At 63.8% G+C, this 17,365-nt stretch carries 13 protein-coding genes; 7 read left to right on the forward strand and 6 right to left on the reverse strand.

Going from position 1 to position 17,365, the window contains the following annotated elements; genetic code table 11:
- The first annotated feature begins 9 nt into the window (after positions 1-9).
- The 7 genes from QRO95_RS04925 to QRO95_RS04955 all read left to right on the forward strand — a co-directional run bounded on the left by QRO95_RS04925 (position 10) and on the right by QRO95_RS04955 (position 10,234).
- Entirely contained in the window at positions 10-1,422 is a 1,413-nt protein-coding gene (locus QRO95_RS04925; RefSeq protein ID WP_032129624.1) for a cupin domain-containing protein, read from the forward strand.
- A gap of 9 nt (positions 1,423-1,431) precedes the next feature.
- A complete protein-coding gene (locus tag QRO95_RS04930) occupies positions 1,432-2,328 on the forward strand; it encodes a GNAT family N-acetyltransferase (RefSeq protein ID WP_285301818.1) in 897 nt (298 codons plus the stop codon).
- Between the two features lie 186 nt (positions 2,329-2,514).
- On the forward strand, positions 2,515-5,346 hold the full coding sequence (locus tag QRO95_RS04935) for a 2-oxoglutarate dehydrogenase E1 component (RefSeq protein WP_032129626.1): 2,832 nt from the start codon (positions 2,515-2,517) through the stop codon (positions 5,344-5,346).
- Between the two features lie 40 nt (positions 5,347-5,386).
- Entirely contained in the window at positions 5,387-6,586 is a 1,200-nt protein-coding gene (gene sucB / locus QRO95_RS04940; RefSeq protein WP_032129627.1) for a dihydrolipoyllysine-residue succinyltransferase, read from the forward strand.
- Between the two features lie 63 nt (positions 6,587-6,649).
- Positions 6,650-8,086 (forward strand): dihydrolipoyl dehydrogenase, encoded by a 1,437-nt coding sequence (gene lpdA / locus QRO95_RS04945; protein WP_285301819.1) that lies wholly within the window; start codon positions 6,650-6,652, stop codon positions 8,084-8,086.
- A gap of 202 nt (positions 8,087-8,288) precedes the next feature.
- Positions 8,289-8,897, forward strand: coding sequence for a DUF4062 domain-containing protein (locus QRO95_RS04950; RefSeq protein ID WP_285301820.1), 609 nt, complete (start codon positions 8,289-8,291; stop codon positions 8,895-8,897).
- A complete protein-coding gene (locus QRO95_RS04955; protein ID WP_285301821.1) occupies positions 8,894-10,234 on the forward strand; it encodes an ATP-binding protein in 1,341 nt (446 codons plus the stop codon). The genes QRO95_RS04950 and QRO95_RS04955 overlap by 4 nt, the downstream gene beginning before the upstream one ends.
- Positions 10,235-10,463: 229 nt before the next feature.
- On the opposite strand, the gene QRO95_RS04960 is transcribed toward QRO95_RS04955, so the two are convergent.
- From QRO95_RS04960 to QRO95_RS04985, 6 genes are all read right to left on the reverse strand, one after another.
- Positions 10,464-10,712 carry a hypothetical protein gene (locus QRO95_RS04960; RefSeq protein ID WP_164080952.1) on the reverse strand — a complete coding sequence of 83 codons (249 nt, stop codon included), beginning with the start codon at positions 10,710-10,712 and terminating at the stop codon, positions 10,464-10,466.
- Entirely contained in the window at positions 10,709-10,921 is a 213-nt protein-coding gene (locus QRO95_RS04965; RefSeq protein WP_010486834.1) for a hypothetical protein, read from the reverse strand. Before QRO95_RS04965 ends, QRO95_RS04960 begins: the two co-directional genes overlap by 4 nt.
- A gap of 169 nt (positions 10,922-11,090) precedes the next feature.
- A complete protein-coding gene (locus tag QRO95_RS04970) occupies positions 11,091-12,680 on the reverse strand; it encodes an alkaline phosphatase (RefSeq protein WP_285301822.1) in 1,590 nt (529 codons plus the stop codon).
- Positions 12,680-14,923: a TonB-dependent receptor gene (locus tag QRO95_RS04975; RefSeq protein ID WP_285301823.1), complete on the reverse strand. Its 2,244-nt coding sequence runs from the start codon at positions 14,921-14,923 to the stop codon at positions 12,680-12,682. The genes QRO95_RS04970 and QRO95_RS04975 overlap by 1 nt, the downstream gene beginning before the upstream one ends.
- Positions 14,924-15,096: 173 nt before the next feature.
- On the reverse strand, positions 15,097-16,533 hold the full coding sequence (locus QRO95_RS04980) for a replicative DNA helicase (RefSeq protein WP_154264004.1): 1,437 nt from the start codon (positions 16,531-16,533) through the stop codon (positions 15,097-15,099).
- A 212-nt stretch (positions 16,534-16,745) separates the two neighbouring features.
- Complete coding sequence (locus QRO95_RS04985) at positions 16,746-17,306, reverse strand: NADPH-dependent FMN reductase (protein WP_032129634.1); 561 nt, start codon at positions 17,304-17,306, stop codon at positions 16,746-16,748.
- Positions 17,307-17,365: the final 59 nt, after the last annotated feature.

The raw sequence follows: 17,365 nt of genomic DNA on the forward strand, positions 1-17,365 counted from the left end.
GATTCCCCCATGGCTGCCCGCAAGTCCTCCGCCCCCCTGATCGAAGTCACCGCCCGCCCCGGCCAGCCGCTGGGCATGGCGCCGGCCACCTTCCTGCGCGACTTCTGGCAGAAACGCCCGCTGCTGATCCGCAACGCCTTCCCCAACTTCCAGACCCCGGTGCAGCCGGAAGACCTGGCCGGGCTGGCCTGCGAGGAAGGCGTGCTGGCACGCCTGATCGAGCACGACAAGACCCAGGACGGCTGGCGCGTGCGCACCGGTCCATTCCAGGAAGACGTGTTCCCCGCCCTGCCCGACCACGACTGGACCCTGCTGGTGCAGGACGTGGACAAGTGGGACCCGGACGTGCGCGCCCTGATCGAGCACTTCAGCTTCCTGCCGCGTTGGCGCATGGATGACGTGATGATCAGCTTCGCCGCCACCGGCGGCTCGGTCGGCGCCCACGTCGACCAGTACGACGTGTTCCTGCTGCAGGCCCATGGCCATCGCCGCTGGCAGATCGATGCCAGCGAATCGATCAAGGGCAAGCAGCCGCCGCTGGGCTTCCGCCCCGACGTGGAGCTGAAGCTGCTGAAGGTGTTCAAGCCGACCCACGACTGGGTGCTGGCGCCGGGCGACATGCTGTACCTGCCGCCGAACGTGCCGCACCACGGCGTCGCCGAAGATCCCTGCCTGACATTCTCGTTCGGCATGCGCGCGCCGTCTTCGGCCGAGCTGATCAGCGACTACCTGGACACCCTGATCGCCGATGCCGACGAGAACATCCGCTACCAGGATGCCGACCTGAAGGTGCCGGCCGACCCGAACGAAATCGACACAGTGGCGATGGCGCGGGTGATCACCGCGCTCAACGCCATCCGCATGAACGACCCGGACAAGCTGGGCGACTGGTTCGGCCGCTTCATCACCACCTACCGCGCCGCCGGCGAAGTGATGGCCCACCAGGCCGCACCGGCACAGGAAGAAGTGGTCCAGGCCCTGGCCTCGGGCCTGCTGCTGCAGCGCCACCCGTGGGCCCGCCTGGCCTGGCGCCGGGCCAAGCGTGGCGCCAGCCTGTATGTCAGCGGCCAGGACTTCGCGCTGCCGGTGAAGGACGCGCAGCGCCTGGCTGGCACCGAACAGCTGGACGCCGCCGCTTATCGCGGCCTGTCCGACAAGGGCCGTGCCGTGGTCCAGCAGCTGCTGGTCGGCGGGGTGTTCCAGCTGATCGACCCGAATGAGGTGTACGAGGCCGAAGACGAGGACGACGGCGAGGATGCCGTGGTGCTCGGCGAGGTCGTCGAAGGCCGTGACCGCGTGGATGCGATCGACGCCGATGCGGTATCCGACGATGTCCACTCCGTGACCGTGCACGACGACGGCATCGAGGTCATCGTCAACTTCGAGGACGACGAAGAAGACGACAGCGCCGGCCGGGCCTGAGCCATCGCCATGATCCGGGTCCAGCAGGTCAGCCACGCCGATGCCCACGTTGCCATCCACGAGGTGCGCCAACGCGTGTTCGTGCAGGAACAGGGCATCGCCGCCGAGCTGGAACGCGATGCGCTGGACCCGGTCAGTGCCCATGTGCTGGCGCTGGACAGTGACAACCAGCCGGTCGGCACGGGCCGGCTGGCCCCGGATGGCCGCATCGGCCGCATGGCGGTGCTGGCCAGCCATCGCAGCCGCGGGGTCGGCGAGGCCCTGCTGGAAGCACTGGTGGAGGCCGGGCGCCGGCTCGGCCTGGCCGAGCTGCATCTGCATGCCCAGCTGCCCGCCCGTGACTTCTATGCCCGCCAGGGCTTTCTGCCCGAAGGCGAGGTGTTCGAGGAGGCCGGCATCGGCCACCAGCAGATGCGCCGCCGGCTGGGCGCGGCCAGCGCCATCGACAGCCGCGCCGAGGCAGTAGCCATCACCACGGCCATCATCCACCGCGCCCGTCGCCAGCTGTGGCTGCACAGCCGCCAGCTGGACCCCGGACTGCTCGACGCGCCCCCGGTACAGGCCGCCCTGCGCCGCTTCGTCACCGCCCGCCACGACAAGCAGCTGCGGGTGATCGTGCACGACGCCGCCGCGATCGCCTCTAGCGGGGCGCCGCTGCTGGCGCTGGCCCAGCGCCTGCCCAGCGTGATCCAGTTCCGCGAGGTCACCGACCCGGTCGACCGTGCACTGGCCTCGGCCTGTCTGCTCAACGATGCGGGCGACTTCTACTTTCGTCTGATCGGCCATCGCCTCGACGGCGAAGCCGGCATCGCGCTGCCGGCACGTTCGCAGCCGTTCGAGCAGCAATTGCAGCGCGTCTGGGACCGTTCACGTGATTGCAGCGAACTGCGCGCGCTCGGCATCTGAGCGGAGCGGGCTGACTCAACCTGTCTGGAACCGGCACCGGGGGACGCGCGATACCTCCGGTGGTGCCCCTTCGTGTCCGGTTGGGGGTACAATTTGGCTGTTTGAACGCGCCCGCGCAGGGCTATTCATCTTCCTGCCGGGTCCTTCTGAAGCCATACCCCACAAAGCGAATCAACACCCTCCATCGTGGACAATCAACTGAAGCAGTTTGCGCAATCTTCGCAACTCGCCGGCGGCAACGCCTCCTATGTCGAGGACCTGTACGAGCAGTACCTGGTCTCCCCGGATAGTGTCGATCCCAAATGGAAAACCTACTTCGACGGCTTCAAGGGCCGTGAAGCAGGTGACATTCCGCACTCGGCCGTCATCTCCCACATTGCGGACGCGGCCAAGGATGCGCTGAAGGCCGGTACCGGCAACGGTGCAGGCGACGAGCGCGAGCGCAATGTCGGTCGTCTGATCACTGCCTACCGTTCGCGCGGCCACCTGGACGCCCGCCTCGATCCGCTGGGCCTGGCCGCACCGGTCAACACCCCGGACCTGGGCCTGCCGTTCCACAGCCTGTCCGATGGCGACCTCAACAGCGAGTTCAGCACCGGCGGCGTCGGTGGCCAGCCGCGCATGAAGCTGCGCGACCTGCTGGCACGCCTGAAGGCGACCTACACCGGCTCGATCGGTGCGGAGTTCATGCACATCTCCGAGGTCGAGCAGCGCCAGTGGATCTACAAGAAGCTGGAACTGGCCGGTGGCAACTACCAGCTGGACGCTGATACCCAGCGCCGCACCCTGGAGCGCCTGACCGCAGCTGAAGGCCTGGAGCGCTACCTGCACACCAAGTACGTCGGCCAGAAGCGCTTCTCGCTGGAAGGCGGCGACTCGCTGATCCCGATGATGGACACCATCATCCGCAGCGCCGGCAAGGATGGCGTCAAGGACGTGGTGATCGGCATGGCCCACCGCGGCCGCCTGAACGTGCTGGTCAACACCCTGGGCAAGAACCCGCGCAAGCTGTTCGACGAATTCGAAGGCAAGTTCGAGCACGACGAGCACGCCTCGGCCGGTGACGTGAAGTACCACATGGGCTTCTCCGCCGACGTCGCCACCGATGGCGGCCCGGTGCACCTGGCGCTGGCGTTCAACCCGTCGCACCTGGAAATCGCCGACCCGGTCGTGGCCGGTTCCGTGCGTTCGCGCCAGGAGCGCCGCAAGGACACCGCGCGCAAGCAGGTCATGCCGATCCTGATCCACGGCGACGCGGCCTTCTCCGGCCAGGGCGTGGTCATGGAACTGTTCCAGATGTCGCAGGCCCGCGGCTTCGCCGTCGGCGGCACCGTGCACATCGTGGTCAACAACCAGGTCGGCTTCACCACCTCCAACCCGCTGGATACGCGTTCCACGCGCTATGCCACCGACGTGGCGAAGATGATCGCCGCCCCGGTGCTGCACGTGAACGGCGATGATCCGGAAGCCGTTGTGTTCGCCGCGCAGCTGGCCTTCGAGTTCCGCCAGAAGTTCGCCAAGGACGTGGTCATCGACCTGATGTGCTACCGCCGCTGGGGCCACAACGAGGCCGACGAGCCGGCGATCACCCAGCCGCTGATGTACCAGGTGATCCGCAAGCACGCCACCACCCGCGAGATGTACGCCGAGCAGCTGGAAAAGGCGGGCGTGATCGCCGCCGGTGCCGGCAAGGCGATGGTCGATGCCTACCGCGAGAAGCTGGACGCCGGTGAAGTGACCACCGAGCTGGCCAAGGTCGAGAAGACCCCGCCGACCAGCCCGCTGTTCGTCGATTGGCCGAAGCTGCTGGAAGGCAAGCTGTCCGACCCGATCTCGACCAAGGTCGAGAAGAACAAGCTGGTCGAACTGGCCAAGCTGATCAACACCATTCCGGACGAAGTGCAGCTGCACTCGCGCGTGGCCAAGGTCTACGACGACCGCCGCAAGATGGCCGCCGGCGAGATCCCGGGCGACTGGGGCTTTGCCGAAAACCTGGCCTACGCCACCCTGCTCGACGAAGGCAGTGCCCTGCGCCTGGTCGGCCAGGACGTGGGTCGCGGTACGTTCACGCACCGCCACGCGATCCTGCACGACCAGAAGACCGACAACTACTACATGCCGCTGCGGCAGCTGGTGGATTCGCCGGAGAAGGCCACCGTCATCGATTCGCTGCTGAGCGAAGAAGCGGTGATGGCCTACGAGTATGGCTTCTCAACCACCGATCCGAACACGCTGTGCATCTGGGAAGGCCAGTTCGGCGACTTCGCCAACGGTGCCCAGGTCGTCATCGACCAGTTCATCGCCGCCGGTGAAGCCAAGTGGGGCCGCATCTCCGGCCTGACCCTGCTGCTGCCGCATGGCTATGAAGGACAGGGCCCGGAACACAGCTCGGCGCGCCTGGAGCGCTTCCTGCAGCTGTGCGCACTGGAGAACATGCTGGTGGTGGTGCCGTCGACCCCGGCGCAGGCCTTCCACATGCTGCGTCGCCAGCAGCACCTGACCACCCGCAAGCCGCTGGTGGTGATGTCGCCGAAGTCGCTGCTGCGCCACAAGCTGGCCGTGTCGACCCTGGACGAACTGGCCAACGGCGAGTTCCAGCACCTGATCGGCGACGCCAACGCGGACGCCAAGAAGGTCAAGCGCGTGGTGCTGTGCTCGGGCAAGGTCTACTACGACCTGCTGGAAGACCAGACCAAGCGTGGCCAGGACGACGTGGCGATCATCCGCGTGGAGCAGCTGTACCCGTTCCCGCGTGCGCTGCTGGCTGCCGAACTGAAGAAGTACGGCAAGGCCACCGACGTGGTGTGGACGCAGGAAGAACCGCAGAACCAGGGTGCGTGGTACCAGATCCGCCACCACCTGCAGTTCTGCCTGGCCGATGGCCAGAACCTGCACTACGCCGGTCGCGCACGTTCGGCTTCGCCGGCTGCCGGTCACATGGCTGACCACGTCCGCGAACAGCAGCAGCTGGTCGCCGATGCACTGGTCAACCCGTTCAACGACACGTTCGCTGAATAATCCTCCCCCTATTTAGAAGACAAACCAGGAAGCTCCCGCAATGGCCACCGAAGTCAAAGCCCCGGTACTGCCCGAATCCGTCGCCGACGGCACCATCGCCACCTGGCACAAGAAGGTGGGCGACGCCGTCAAGCGCGACGAAAACCTGCTTGACCTGGAAACCGACAAGGTCGTCCTGGAAGTGCCGTCGCCGGTCGACGGCGTGCTCAAGGAAATCAAGTTCGCCGAAGGCTCGACCGTGACCTCCAGCCAGGTCGTGGCGATCATCGAGGAAGGCGCCGTCGCTGCTGCCCCGGCTCCGGCCGCTGAAGAGAAGAAGGCCGAGGCCGCTCCGGCCGCTGCCGCTCCGGCCGCCGCCGCTGCTCCGGCCCCGGCTGCCAAGTCGGCCGCCGACACCCTGCCGCCGGGCGCCCGCTTCACCGCCATCACCGAAGGCGTGAACCCGGCCGACGTCGACGGCACCGGCCGTCGCGGCGCAGTGACCAAGGAAGACATCGTCAACTTCGCCCGCAACGGCGGCGCCGGCAAGGCCGGTGGCGCACGTCCGGAAGAGCGCGTGCCGATGACCCGCATCCGCAAGCGCATCGCCGAGCGCCTGATGGAGTCGAAGAACTCCACCGCCATGCTGACCACCTTCAACGAAGTCGACCTGTCCAAGGTCTCGGCTGCGCGCAAGGAACTGCAGGACGAGTTCGTCAAGGCACACGGCATCAAGCTGGGCTTCATGAGCTTCTTCGTGAAGGCCGCGGCCAATGCCCTGCAGCGCTTCCCGCTGGTCAACGCCTCGATCGACGGCGACGACATCATCTACCACGGCTACTCGGACATCTCGATCGCCGTGTCGACCGAGAAGGGCCTGGTCACGCCGGTGCTGCGCAACGTCGAGCGCATGTCGTTCGCCGACATCGAGAAGACCATCGCCGACTACGCCAAGAAGGCCCGTGACGGCAAGCTGAGCCTGGAAGAACTGCAGGGCGGCACCTTCACCGTGACCAACGGCGGCACCTTCGGTTCGCTGCTGTCGACCCCGATCATCAACCCGCCGCAGAGCGCCATCCTGGGCATGCATGCCATCAAGGAGCGTCCGATCGCCCAGAACGGCCAGGTCGTGATCGCGCCGATGATGTACCTGGCGCTGTCGTACGACCACCGCATCATCGACGGCAAGGACTCGGTGCAGTTCCTGGTGGACATCAAGAACCAGCTGGAAAACCCGGGCCGCATGCTGTTCGGCCTGTAAGACACCTCCCGCCCCTCCGCGCCTGCGCGGAGGGGTTCTGGTAATGCATCAAGGAATAATTCAATGGCTGAACAATTCGACGTCGTCGTCATCGGTGCCGGCCCGGCCGGTTACCACGCTGCCATCCGCGCGGCCCAGCTGGGCCTGAAGACCGCCTGCATCGACGCAGCGCTGGGCAAGGACGGCAAGCCGGCGCTGGGCGGCACCTGCCTGCGCGTGGGCTGCATCCCGTCCAAGGCGCTGCTGGATTCCTCGCGCCAGTTCTGGAACATGGGCCACATCTTTGGCGACCACGGCATCAGCTTCAAGGATGCCAAGATCGACGTCGAGGCGATGGTTGGCCGCAAGGACAAGATCGTCAAGCAGTTCACCGGCGGCATCGGCATGCTGTTCAAGGCCAACAAGGTCGCCGCCTACTACGGCTTCGGCGAACTGCAGCCGGGCAACGTGGTCAAGGTCACCCAGCATGACGGTTCCATCGTCGAGCTGAAGGGCACCAACGTCATCATCGCGGCCGGTTCGGATTCGATCGAACTGCCGTTCGCCAAGTTCGACGGCGAGACCATCGTCGACAACGTCGGCGGCCTGGACTTCACCGAAGTGCCGAACCGCCTGGCCGTGATCGGCGCCGGCGTGATCGGCCTGGAACTGGGCAGCGTGTGGAAGCGCCTGGGCGCTGAAGTCACCATCCTGGAAGCACTGCCGGAGTTCCTGGCCGTGGCCGACGCCGAAGTGGCCAAGACCGCTGCCAAGGAATTCAAGAAGCAGGGCCTGGACATCCGCCTCGGCGCCAAGGTCTCCAAGACCGAGATCACCGGCAAGGGCAAGAAGAAGGAAGTCGTTGTCACCTACACCGACAGCGAAGGCGAAAAGACCCTGACCGTGGACAAGCTGCTGGTGGCCGTTGGCCGTCGCGCCGCCACCAAGGGCCTGCTGGCCGAAGGCACTGGCGTCAAGATCAACGAGCGCGGCCAGATCGAAGTCGACACGCACTGCCACACCGGCGTCAACGGCGTGTGGGCGGTCGGCGACTGCGTGCGTGGCCCGATGCTGGCGCACAAGGGCTTCGAGGAAGGCATCGCGGTGGCTGAGCTGATCGCCGGCCTACCGGGCCACGTCAACTTCGACACCATCCCGTGGGTCATCTACACCGAGCCGGAACTGGCCTGGGTCGGCAAGACCGAAGCCCAGCTGAAGGCCGAAGGCATTCCGTACAAGGCCGGCAGCTTCCCGTTCGCCGCCAACGGCCGTGCCGTGGCGATGATCGAGCCGGCCGGCTTCGTGAAGATCCTGGCCCATGCTGAAACCGATCGCATCCTCGGCATGCACCTGGTCGGCGCCAACGTCTCCGAGCTGGTGCACGAAGGCGTGCTGACCATGGAGTTCAGCGGCTCGGCCGATGACCTGGCCCGCATCTGCCACGCCCACCCGTCGCTGTCGGAAGTGATCCACGACGCCGCGATGGCGGTCAGCAAGCGCGCCATCCATAAGGCGAACTGATCGTTCGCTGGTAGTGCCGGCCGCTGGCCGGCATGGCTGGATACAAGGAACCCCGCCTCGGCGGGGTTTTTTGTTGCCTCCAGTGTCCGAACATGGATGGAAAATCAGCCGACTGCATCAAAGCTAAAATGATCAAATAGGCATAGGACTGAGTTCACCTTGACTAAAGCTCGTTCCCTAAAGACAATTCAGAGTCACAGATATGGAATTCAAAATGGCGGCCCCTACAATCTTTGTGAGCTCGTCTGTCTATGGACAAGAGACTCTTCTAGACCAAGTATTCGCCGTACTAAAGAGCTATGGCTACAAAGTGTGGATGTCACACAAGGGAACAATACCGCTGAATCCAAAGCTATCCGCCTTCGAAAATTGCATTGTTGGCGTTGAAAAGGCAGATATAGTTTTTGGAATTATCAACGGCAGATATGGAAGCGGCGTCATTGATGGCGAGCCATCAATAACCCATAAAGAAATGGAAAGCGCCATCTCACTCGAAAAGCATAGGTACTTTGTAGTTCATCGAGATGTAATAACGGCGCGCCATCTTCTAAAACAATTCAGAAGGGATGATAAGGGCAACCCACACCCACCATCATACTTTAAAAAAAATCCCATCTTTGACGACGTTCGTGTAATCGACATATACGATGCGGCAACCCTGGCGGATCAACCTCTAGAAAAAAGGAAGGGAAACTGGGTGCAACAGTACACTGATGAAGCATCACTCCTGCAATTTATCGAAAGTCAGTTCTCTGAGCTTTCAAGATTCACCCAAGATGCGAGCCCGCAGACTGAGACTTTCTCGCCATGAATAGTGAATCCTCTGCAGACAGCCTTGTGGCATTCGAAGGCCTTTCGATCTATGAAATCGCAAAAGCAGTAACTGCATTCGCGAATGGAAATGGCGGACGAGTCATGATAGGCATATCCGAGAGCGGAAATATACTAGGCCTCCCAAAGCAGGCCAGTATCAAATCCGTATCTCAAGATGTTTCTGAAAAAATCAGTCCTCGCCCAGCATTCTCTGTAATCCAGAGAAAAATTCTTGAGAAATCAATAATTATCATCGACGTTCCATCTGGGCATGAGCGCCCCTATGTGATGGATGATTGCATCTACGCTTGGAACAACGGAGCTGCCAAGCAAGCATCGCCTAGAGAAATTTCAAGAATGATCTCTGCGAGAGTCGAGGAGTCCACTCGTTGGGAGCGCCAGCCAGCGCTAGGCGTCGACTACAACGATCTAGATGACGACCAAGTTGTTCAGTCTTGGAGAGCGCTGCTTGATCGATCTGATTCCAAGATGCAGATGGCTCGGGACAAGGTTGACGCATTGGAGATCATGAAAGTTGCGTCATCTGGTCGAGTTTTCAATTCTGCCGCCGTCCTCTTCTCAAAACCTGATACTGGCCTTCCGCAATCAATTGTAAAAATCGGAGCATTCTATACATCTGAACGCTCTGAGTTTAGAGACAGCCGAATTATTCAGGGCGGAATCTTCTATCTTTTCGACGAGGTAGCATCATTCCTCGAACGAAACCTGCCCGTATCATCCCATTTTGAAGGCTACAAACGTCACGACAATAGATTGTTATCTGCATTCGTGATTAGAGAATCAATAATGAACGCACTGGTTCATAGGGATTACTCGCAACAGAATTCTTCAATAATGATAGCGCTCCACCCAGATCGTTTGGAAATCTGGAATCCCGGCCGCTTACCTGATGGGATATCTGCGGATAGCATCGCATCCACGCAGGTTTCCAAGCCTACCAACCCGGACATAGCGAATGTTGCACACATGCGTGGGCTCGTGGAACAGTGGGGGAGTGGAACAGGGCGCATTGTCTCAGAATGCAGAAGGTCGGGTTTAAAGGATCCAAAGTGGGAAACAATTGCAGACGGAGTTAGACTCACCATCTCCCTAGTTCAAAAAAGCACGGAAGGATTTGCTGATGACGAAAGAACGAGAGACTTCCTAGACTCCAAAACCGCTGGCCAAAGAGTAATGCCGAGCGACTATATCGCCTACCATTCTGCTAATTCACAATCAGATGCCAACCGAGAGCTGAGTAATTTAGCTGAAGCCGGATACCTAATAAAAATTCCGCAGGACGACGGGTACTTCAGGACTGACAAGCAGGCTTAAGCAACACACCACCCGCCGCTCTCGGAGGTCAATCCACGACGCAGCATGCCGGCCAGCAAGCTCACCAGCCACAAGGCGAAATGATCGTTCGCCGGTAGTGCCGGCCGCTGGCCGGTATGGCTGGATACGAAAAACCCCGCCTCGGCGGGGTTTTTTTGTTGGCTGCGCCGGTGTAGAGCCGAGCCCACGCTCGGCTGCCCTGCAAAGCCCGCCGAGCATGGGCTCGGCGCTACACTTTCCCAACCGGCTTCTTCGGCGGATCGTCGCAGACCCTGTGCTGCACCACCGTCTCGCCAACCTTCCATTCCTTCGCGACCCTGCAGCGCTCCTTGGCTTTCTGCACAGAGACCGCTGCAGCATTCGCCTCGTCAGCCGCAGCAGTCTGCTGGCGTTCCAGCCACACCGAGGGTGGCGCTGGAGGTGTGGCCAGTGCCGGCCCCGCGAGCAATGCCAGCGCCACCAGCAGCACCGTCCTCATGCAGCCACCGCCCGGCCACCGAGCAGGCGCGCCGGCAGCATGAACAGCGCGCGCAGGAAGGCGAACAGCGCCGAGAAGGTGATGCCGACCAGGCGGAACGGCAGGCTCAGCAGCCACACGAACGGCCAGGCGATCAGGGCGAGGATCGCCAGCGGCCAGCACAGCACGAACAGCAGGCACCACACACCGAGCGCGAACAGGGTCTTCATCACGGTCTCCTTGGGGCGGCACCCTGCCGCCTGCGGACACCTTGGCGCCCCGCCCTGGCCGCCCGCAAACGGTTTGCGACGAAACCCGGGCTGGGGGCGATGAAACCGATTGCGGGGAAACCGGAGATTCAGGAGGTTGCCGGCCAGCGGCCGGCACAACCGCAGGGATTTACACCGGGACAGCGCCCGGACGGCCGTGGGTCACCTGGAAACGCGCCGCGGTGCGCACCGCAGCGTCCGCACGCAGCACACTGTCGGCGAAGCGCAGTTCCGCATCCACGGTCTGCCGGTTCAGCTGCAGCTTCCACCAGCCACGGCGGTCACCGTCGAAATAGCGGATATGCGGGTTCTGCGGAATCGACGGCCCGTAGTACGGCCCGTATGGCGTGTCGTCGCCGCCACTGCTGATCGCCGGAGCGATGAATTCGGTGGCTACGACCGGCGCACTGGCCGCGTCGAAATCCAACTTCAGGTCGTTGACGAAGGTGGAATGCCAGTCGCCGCCCAGCACGATGGCATTGCCCTGCCCGCCTGCCTGCATCGCCTGCAGCAGCCGGTTACGTGCGGCGGGATAGCCATCCCAGGCGTCATTCCAGAAGCGCTCGCGTGGCGTGCCACCGTCCAGCCGCAGCTGCGCCATCAGCAACTGCTGCACCACCACGTTCCAGCGCGTGCCCTGCGCGGCCGCCATCGACTGCGCGAACCACGCCTCCTGGCCCGTGCCGAGCATGCTCATGCGCGGGTCCAGTGCAGCATCACAGCGTGGCGACTCGCCCACGCCACAGGGATTGGCCGGGCGGAACTGGCGGCAATCGAGCAGGGTCAGCTGCGCCAGATCGCCGTAACGCAGGCGCCGATGCACGCGCAGGCCGCCGTTGCCCGCAGGTGTGCTGCGCATCGGCAGATGCTCGTAGAACGCGCGGTAGGCGGCGGCGCGGCGGATGATGAAGTCCTCCGTTGATACGCCGGGTTTTTCCGGGTGGATGCCGGAGTAATCATTCTGTACTTCATGGTCGTCCCAGATCACCGCGAACGCGTGTGCGGCATGCGCGGCCTGCAGATCCGGATCGAGCTTGTACAGCGCGTACTGGTCACGGTAGCGCTCCAGGCTGACGGTCTCGCCACTGAAGCGTTGCGCATCCAGCGCACGACCACGCGCGTTCTGCAGCGGGCTGTATTCGTACAGGTAGTCCCCGGCATGCAGCACCAGGTCGACATCGCTCTGCGCGATATCGCGCAGGACCGGGTAGTAGCCGCTGTTCCAGGCCTGGCAGGTGCACAGGGCCAACCGAAGCTGCTGCAGTTGCGTGTCCAGCGGCGGCGCGGTGCGGAAGTGGCCGACCGCGCTTTCCTCATCGCCGTCGCAGGCGAAACGGTAGTAGTAGTCGCGGCCTGGGCGCAGGCCGTTGACCTCCACGTGCACCGAATGCGCCAGCTCGGGGACCGCGGCCGCAGTCCCCCGCTGCACCAGCCGGCGCATGCCCGGGTCCTCGGCCACGAACCAGCGCACCGGCAACGCCCGCGACGGCATGCCGCCGCCATTGAGCGGGTCCGGTGCCAGCCGCGTCCACAATACGGCCCCCTGTGGATCCGGATCACCGGCGGCGACACCGAGGGTGAACGGATCGCGCCCCAGCCGCGGCCGTGGGCCGGCCGTGGCCAACCCCGGCATCGCCGCCAGCGCGATCGCCGCCCCCGTGCCCTGCCACGCCATGCGCAGCAGGCGACGACGGCTTTCCGGATCGACAGGCCCGCGCATCAGAAGCGCACGGTAGCGGTGGCCATCACCTGGCGCGGCGCGCCGACCTGCATGGTCGCCAGGCTGCGGGTCGGGTCAGCGGCGTAGGTGCCATTGGTGTTGATCGAGGACAGGTAGCGCTTGTCGGTCAGGTTGGTCAGGTTCAGCGCTACGGTCAGGTTCTGCGCCGGGCCGAGCTTGCCGAAGTCATAGGCCGCCGAGGCGTTGACCAGCCAGTAGCTCGGCACCGACACATCGTTGGTATAGGTCACGTAGCGCTTGCCGACATGGTTGGCGGCCAGGCGCAGGTCCCACGGGCCCGGGGTCCACGCCAGGGTGCTGGCGAACATCCATTCCGGGGTGTCGACGGTCGTCTTGCCGCGGGTCGGCACCACGCCGTTGTTCACGTAGTCGTTGTCGTAGGTGCTGTCATTCCAGGACAGCGCATTGGACCAGATCAGGTCCTGCATCGGCTTCAGCTGCAGGGTCGCCTCGGCGCCGCGGCTGGTCACCGAACCGACGTTGGAGAACAGTGCCGGGCAACCGAGGATGCCCACGCACTGCGCGATGGCCAGCAGACGGTTGTCGAACTTGACGTCGTACACCGCCACCGAGGCTTCATAGCCGCGGCCGTAGCCACGCCAACCCAGCTCGATGGTGCGCGACTGTTCCGGCTTCAGGTTCTTCGCGCTGGCATCGAAGGCGGCCTGCGGCACATTGAACGGGCTGCCCACGCCCAGCGCATAGGCGGCGACGTTTTTGGCGAACGAACCGAAGATCTCGTTGCCTTCGTTGAGCTTGAAGTTGAAGCCGGCCTGCGGCAGCAGGCCCTTCTTCGAGGTCAGACTGCTGTTGTTGGCGTAGCTGCCCAGCGGGGTGCGCACGCTGGTACGGGTGTGCGGCGACTTCGCACCGATGTCGATGGTCAGGCGATCATCGAACAGGCGGAAGCGGTCCTGCACGTAGAACTGGCGGGTGATGGTGGTGTAGCGCTGGTGCCACACGCGCTGGTCCGGGTTGCGCAGGAAGAAGTCGTCGGTGATCGGGCCGTCGATGTAGTAGAAGTTGCGCTGCACGCTGTGGCCGTTGTCCTCGTACCAGAGGCCCGCTTCCAGTTCGTGGCCACCGACGTTCCAGGTGAACGCCGAGGTCACGCCGGTACGGTCGATCGCGTACTCGGTGGTGCGGATCGAGATCGGAATCTCGCGGCTGGTGCCCGGGTTGGACGGATTGGACGGGCTGAACCAGTGGCCCTGGCCACGGTTGCTGTGGTTGTAGACATTGACCTTCAAGCGCATCGACTCGTTCAGGCCGAAATCGCCGGCAATGCTGGACAGGTCATCATTGCGCAGGCCGTGGCCGGAGTAGTACGCATCCCACGGGCTGTTGACGCCGCCGCTGAATTTGCCGCGTGCGGCGGCGACGGCGCGATCCCAGTCCGGCGCGTAGTTGTCCCAGTCCCAGCCGAGGCGATCGATCATTTCCAGCGACAGATCCTGGTAATCGGCCTCGACGCGGCGCGAGGCGTTGAACAGCGCGGTGATCTTGCTGTCCGTTCCGAAGTTGTAGGTGGCCTTGCCGTTGAACTGCTTCAGCTCCTGCGAGCCCTTGCCCTTCCACTTGTCACCTTCCGAATACACGCCGGACAGGTAGGCGGCAAAGCCCTGGTGCTCGCCGGTATCGAGGCGTGCATAGCTGCGGCGTGCGCTGTCACTACCAAAGCTCTGTGCCAGCACGACCCCATACTCGGTGGACGGATCGATCGAGTAGAACTGGAACACGCCGCCGAGGTTGCTGGTGGACGGTGTACCCAGTGCGCCAATGCCGGTGGAGACCTCCGCACCTCCCAGGTTCTCGCTGATCACCGCGCGGCTGATGTGCAGGCCGTTGCTGTTGCCATAGGCCATGTTGCCCAGCGGGATGCCATCGAGGGTGTAGCCCAGGCGGTTCTGGTTGAAGCCACGCAGGCTGATGGTGGTGGACCATTCGTAGGCGCCGGTGGCATCGGCCGATTCGAAATGCACGCCCGGCTTGGTTGCAAGCAGCTTCAGCGGATTGGCACCCGGCGGCAGCACCTTCATGTCCTCGGCGGTCACACGCTGCACCTGGCGCGCTTCACCGCGGCCGATCACCGAGACCGAATCGAGGGTGGTGGCCGACTGTGCGTCGGTGGCGGGGGCGGTTTCAGCGGCAGCCAGCGACGGCAGCGAAGCACAGACCAGCAGGGCCAGCAGATTGCGGCGAAGCGGAGCGTGGGACGGCATGGGGGCGGATTCCTTGGGCACGCTGGACGCCGAAGGGCGGCGTCGAAGGGCAGCAGCGGCGGAATCGTAGAAGCGTCGCGTTACATGTCATTTACACGCCACATACGGACGTTCGGCGTTTCGAATGGTTTGCCGGCCGTGGGGTGGTTGCCGGCCAGCGGCCGGCACTACGGCTATTCGAATGAACCGACCGAGTCGTGGGCCAGGTTGTCGAAGCGGGTGTACTCGCCGAAGAACTTCAGCTTGCACGACCCGGTCGGGCCGCCACGGTGCTTGCCGATGATGATCTCGGCCAGGCCCTTGTCCGGCGAATTTTCCTTGTTGTAGTAATCGTCGCGGTAGATGAAGACGATCATGTCCGCATCCTGCTCGATTGCGCCCGATTCGCGAAGATCGGCCATCACCGGGCGCTTGTCGGTACGCGTTTCCAGCGAGCGGTTGAGCTGCGACAACGCGATCACCGGCACGTGCAGTTCCTTGGCCAGGCCCTTCAGCGAACGCGAGATCTCCGAGATTTCGGTCGCGCGGTTTTCGCTGTTGCCCGGCACGCTCATCAGCTGCAGGTAGTCGATCACCACCAGGCCCAGGTCATGTTCGCGCTTGAGGCGGCGGCACTTGGAGCGCAGCACTTCAGGCGACACGCCAGGCGTGTCGTCGATGAAGATCTTGGTTTCCTTCAGCATCTTGATCGCGCTGGTGACGCGGCTCCAGTCCTCGTCTTCCAGCTGGCCGGTACGCAGGCGCTGTGCGTTGATGCGGCCGTTGGAGGAAATCAGGCGCATCGCCAGCTGCGATGCCGACATTTCCATCGAGAACACCGCCACGCCCTTCTTCGACTTGATCGCCGCGTACTCGGCGATGTTCAGTGCGAAGGTGGTCTTGCCCATGGCCGGGCGCGCGGCAAGGATGATCAGGTCGGTCGGCTGCAGGCCGGAGGTCATCGCATCGAAATCGTTGTAGCCGGTCGGCAGGCCGGTGATGTTGCCGCCGTTCTCGAAGCGGCTGCGCAGCTCTTCGAAGGCATCCTTCAATGCACCGGGCATCGCCACGAAATCGGTACGGCCGCGTGCGCCCTGTTCGGCGATGGCGAACACGCTCTTTTCCGCCGAGGCCAGCAGCTCGCTGCTCTCGCGTCCCTCGGGCTGGAAACCGTCGTTGACGATGTCGGTACCCACCTGGATCAGCTGCCGCAGCACCGCCTTGTCACGCACGATCTCGGCGTAGGCCACGATGTTGGCCGCCGACGGCGTGGTACTGGCCAGTTCGATCAGGTAGGCACCATCGCCCACCAGTTCCATCTTGCCCTGCGATTCGAACCACTCGCCCAGGGTCACCGCATCGAACGGCCGCTCGCGCTCGGACAGTTCACGGATCGCGCGATAGATCATCTGGTGGTCGCGGCGGTAGAAATCGCCTTCGGTCAGCTGGTCATTGACCCGGTCATAGGCCTCAGGGGCCAGCATCAGGCCACCCAGCACCGCCTGCTCGGCTTCCACCGAATGGGGCGGTACCCGCAACTGGTCGATGCGCGACTCGTCGCGATCGCGATCGCGATCGAAGCCTTCACCGCGCTCTCTGCGGTTGGAACGGAAGCCGGGGCGAGCGGACATGCTGCGGTGTTTCCTGCGAAAGTGGGCCGGACGAGTGTAGGCATGCGCCGACCCCGGCGGCCATGGACAATCCTGTGGATAAGCCGTGGAGAAACGGGGGATATCCGCCGGTGCCTGGCCAGACTGGCGTGGGGGCGTCGCACTGCCTGCGACGGGCGCCATTGCGGCACCCGAGCGGACATTATCGCAGATGGGGCTGGCAACCGCTGGCGTCAATCGCCCTTGACGTGAACCGCGATCAGCGCCAGGAACCGGTCCACGTAGCCCTGCAGGAATTTCTGCGTGCCTTCATTGTGGACCGTGCCATCGGCATCGATCAGGCCGTCCTTGAAATGAATGAACGCCTCGGGCTGGCCGAGCACGTGCATGTCCAGGAAGGCCAGGCTGTTGCGCAGGTGCTGCTGGGCCACGGCGGTGCCGATCTGGCCGATGGAGGCGCCGATCACCGCCGCCGGTTTGCCGGCAAACGCGCTGTCACCGTAGGGGCGCGAGCCGATATCGATGGCGTTCTTCAGCACGCCCGGCACCGACCGGTTGTATTCCGGGGTCACGAACAGCACCGCATCGGCGGCACGGACCTGGTCCTTCAGCCGGGTACCCTGCGCCGGATAGTGGCCATCGAAGTCCTGGTCGTACAGCGGCAGATCACCGATCTGCACGTACTGGAAGCGCGCACGGTCGCCGGCAATCTTCTCCAGCGCATGGGCCAGTTTGCGGTTGCAGGAATCCTTGCGCAGGCTGCCGACGAACACGGCGATGGTGGGGACGGACATCGGGACATACTCCTCACGGTGCGGGAGGCCCAGCCTAGTCGCCGGGCCCTTGCATGCCG

It is taken from the genome of Stenotrophomonas maltophilia group sp. Smal13, assembly GCF_030236855.1.
Lineage (GTDB): Bacteria > Pseudomonadota > Gammaproteobacteria > Xanthomonadales > Xanthomonadaceae > Stenotrophomonas > Stenotrophomonas maltophilia_A.

Excerpts from the sequence above, each read along its gene's own strand:
- QRO95_RS04970 (WP_285301822.1), bottom strand. The coding sequence starts at position 12,680 with ATGCGCGGGCCTGTCGATCCGGAAAGCCGTCGTCGCCTGCTGCGCATG.
- QRO95_RS04950 (WP_285301820.1), top strand. The coding sequence starts at position 8,289 with ATGGAATTCAAAATGGCGGCCCCTACAATCTTTGTGAGCTCGTCTGTC.
- QRO95_RS04955 (WP_285301821.1), top strand. The coding sequence starts at position 8,894 with ATGAATAGTGAATCCTCTGCAGACAGCCTTGTGGCATTCGAAGGCCTT.
- sucB (WP_032129627.1), top strand. The coding sequence starts at position 5,387 with ATGGCCACCGAAGTCAAAGCCCCGGTACTGCCCGAATCCGTCGCCGAC.
- QRO95_RS04925 (WP_032129624.1), top strand. The coding sequence starts at position 10 with ATGGCTGCCCGCAAGTCCTCCGCCCCCCTGATCGAAGTCACCGCCCGC.
- QRO95_RS04975 (WP_285301823.1), bottom strand. The coding sequence starts at position 14,923 with ATGCCGTCCCACGCTCCGCTTCGCCGCAATCTGCTGGCCCTGCTGGTC.
- QRO95_RS04965 (WP_010486834.1), bottom strand. The coding sequence starts at position 10,921 with ATGAAGACCCTGTTCGCGCTCGGTGTGTGGTGCCTGCTGTTCGTGCTG.
- QRO95_RS04930 (WP_285301818.1), top strand. The coding sequence starts at position 1,432 with ATGATCCGGGTCCAGCAGGTCAGCCACGCCGATGCCCACGTTGCCATC.
- QRO95_RS04985 (WP_032129634.1), bottom strand. The coding sequence starts at position 17,306 with ATGTCCGTCCCCACCATCGCCGTGTTCGTCGGCAGCCTGCGCAAGGAT.
- QRO95_RS04960 (WP_164080952.1), bottom strand. The coding sequence starts at position 10,712 with ATGAGGACGGTGCTGCTGGTGGCGCTGGCATTGCTCGCGGGGCCGGCA.
- QRO95_RS04980 (WP_154264004.1), bottom strand. The coding sequence starts at position 16,533 with ATGTCCGCTCGCCCCGGCTTCCGTTCCAACCGCAGAGAGCGCGGTGAA.
- lpdA (WP_285301819.1), top strand. The coding sequence starts at position 6,650 with ATGGCTGAACAATTCGACGTCGTCGTCATCGGTGCCGGCCCGGCCGGT.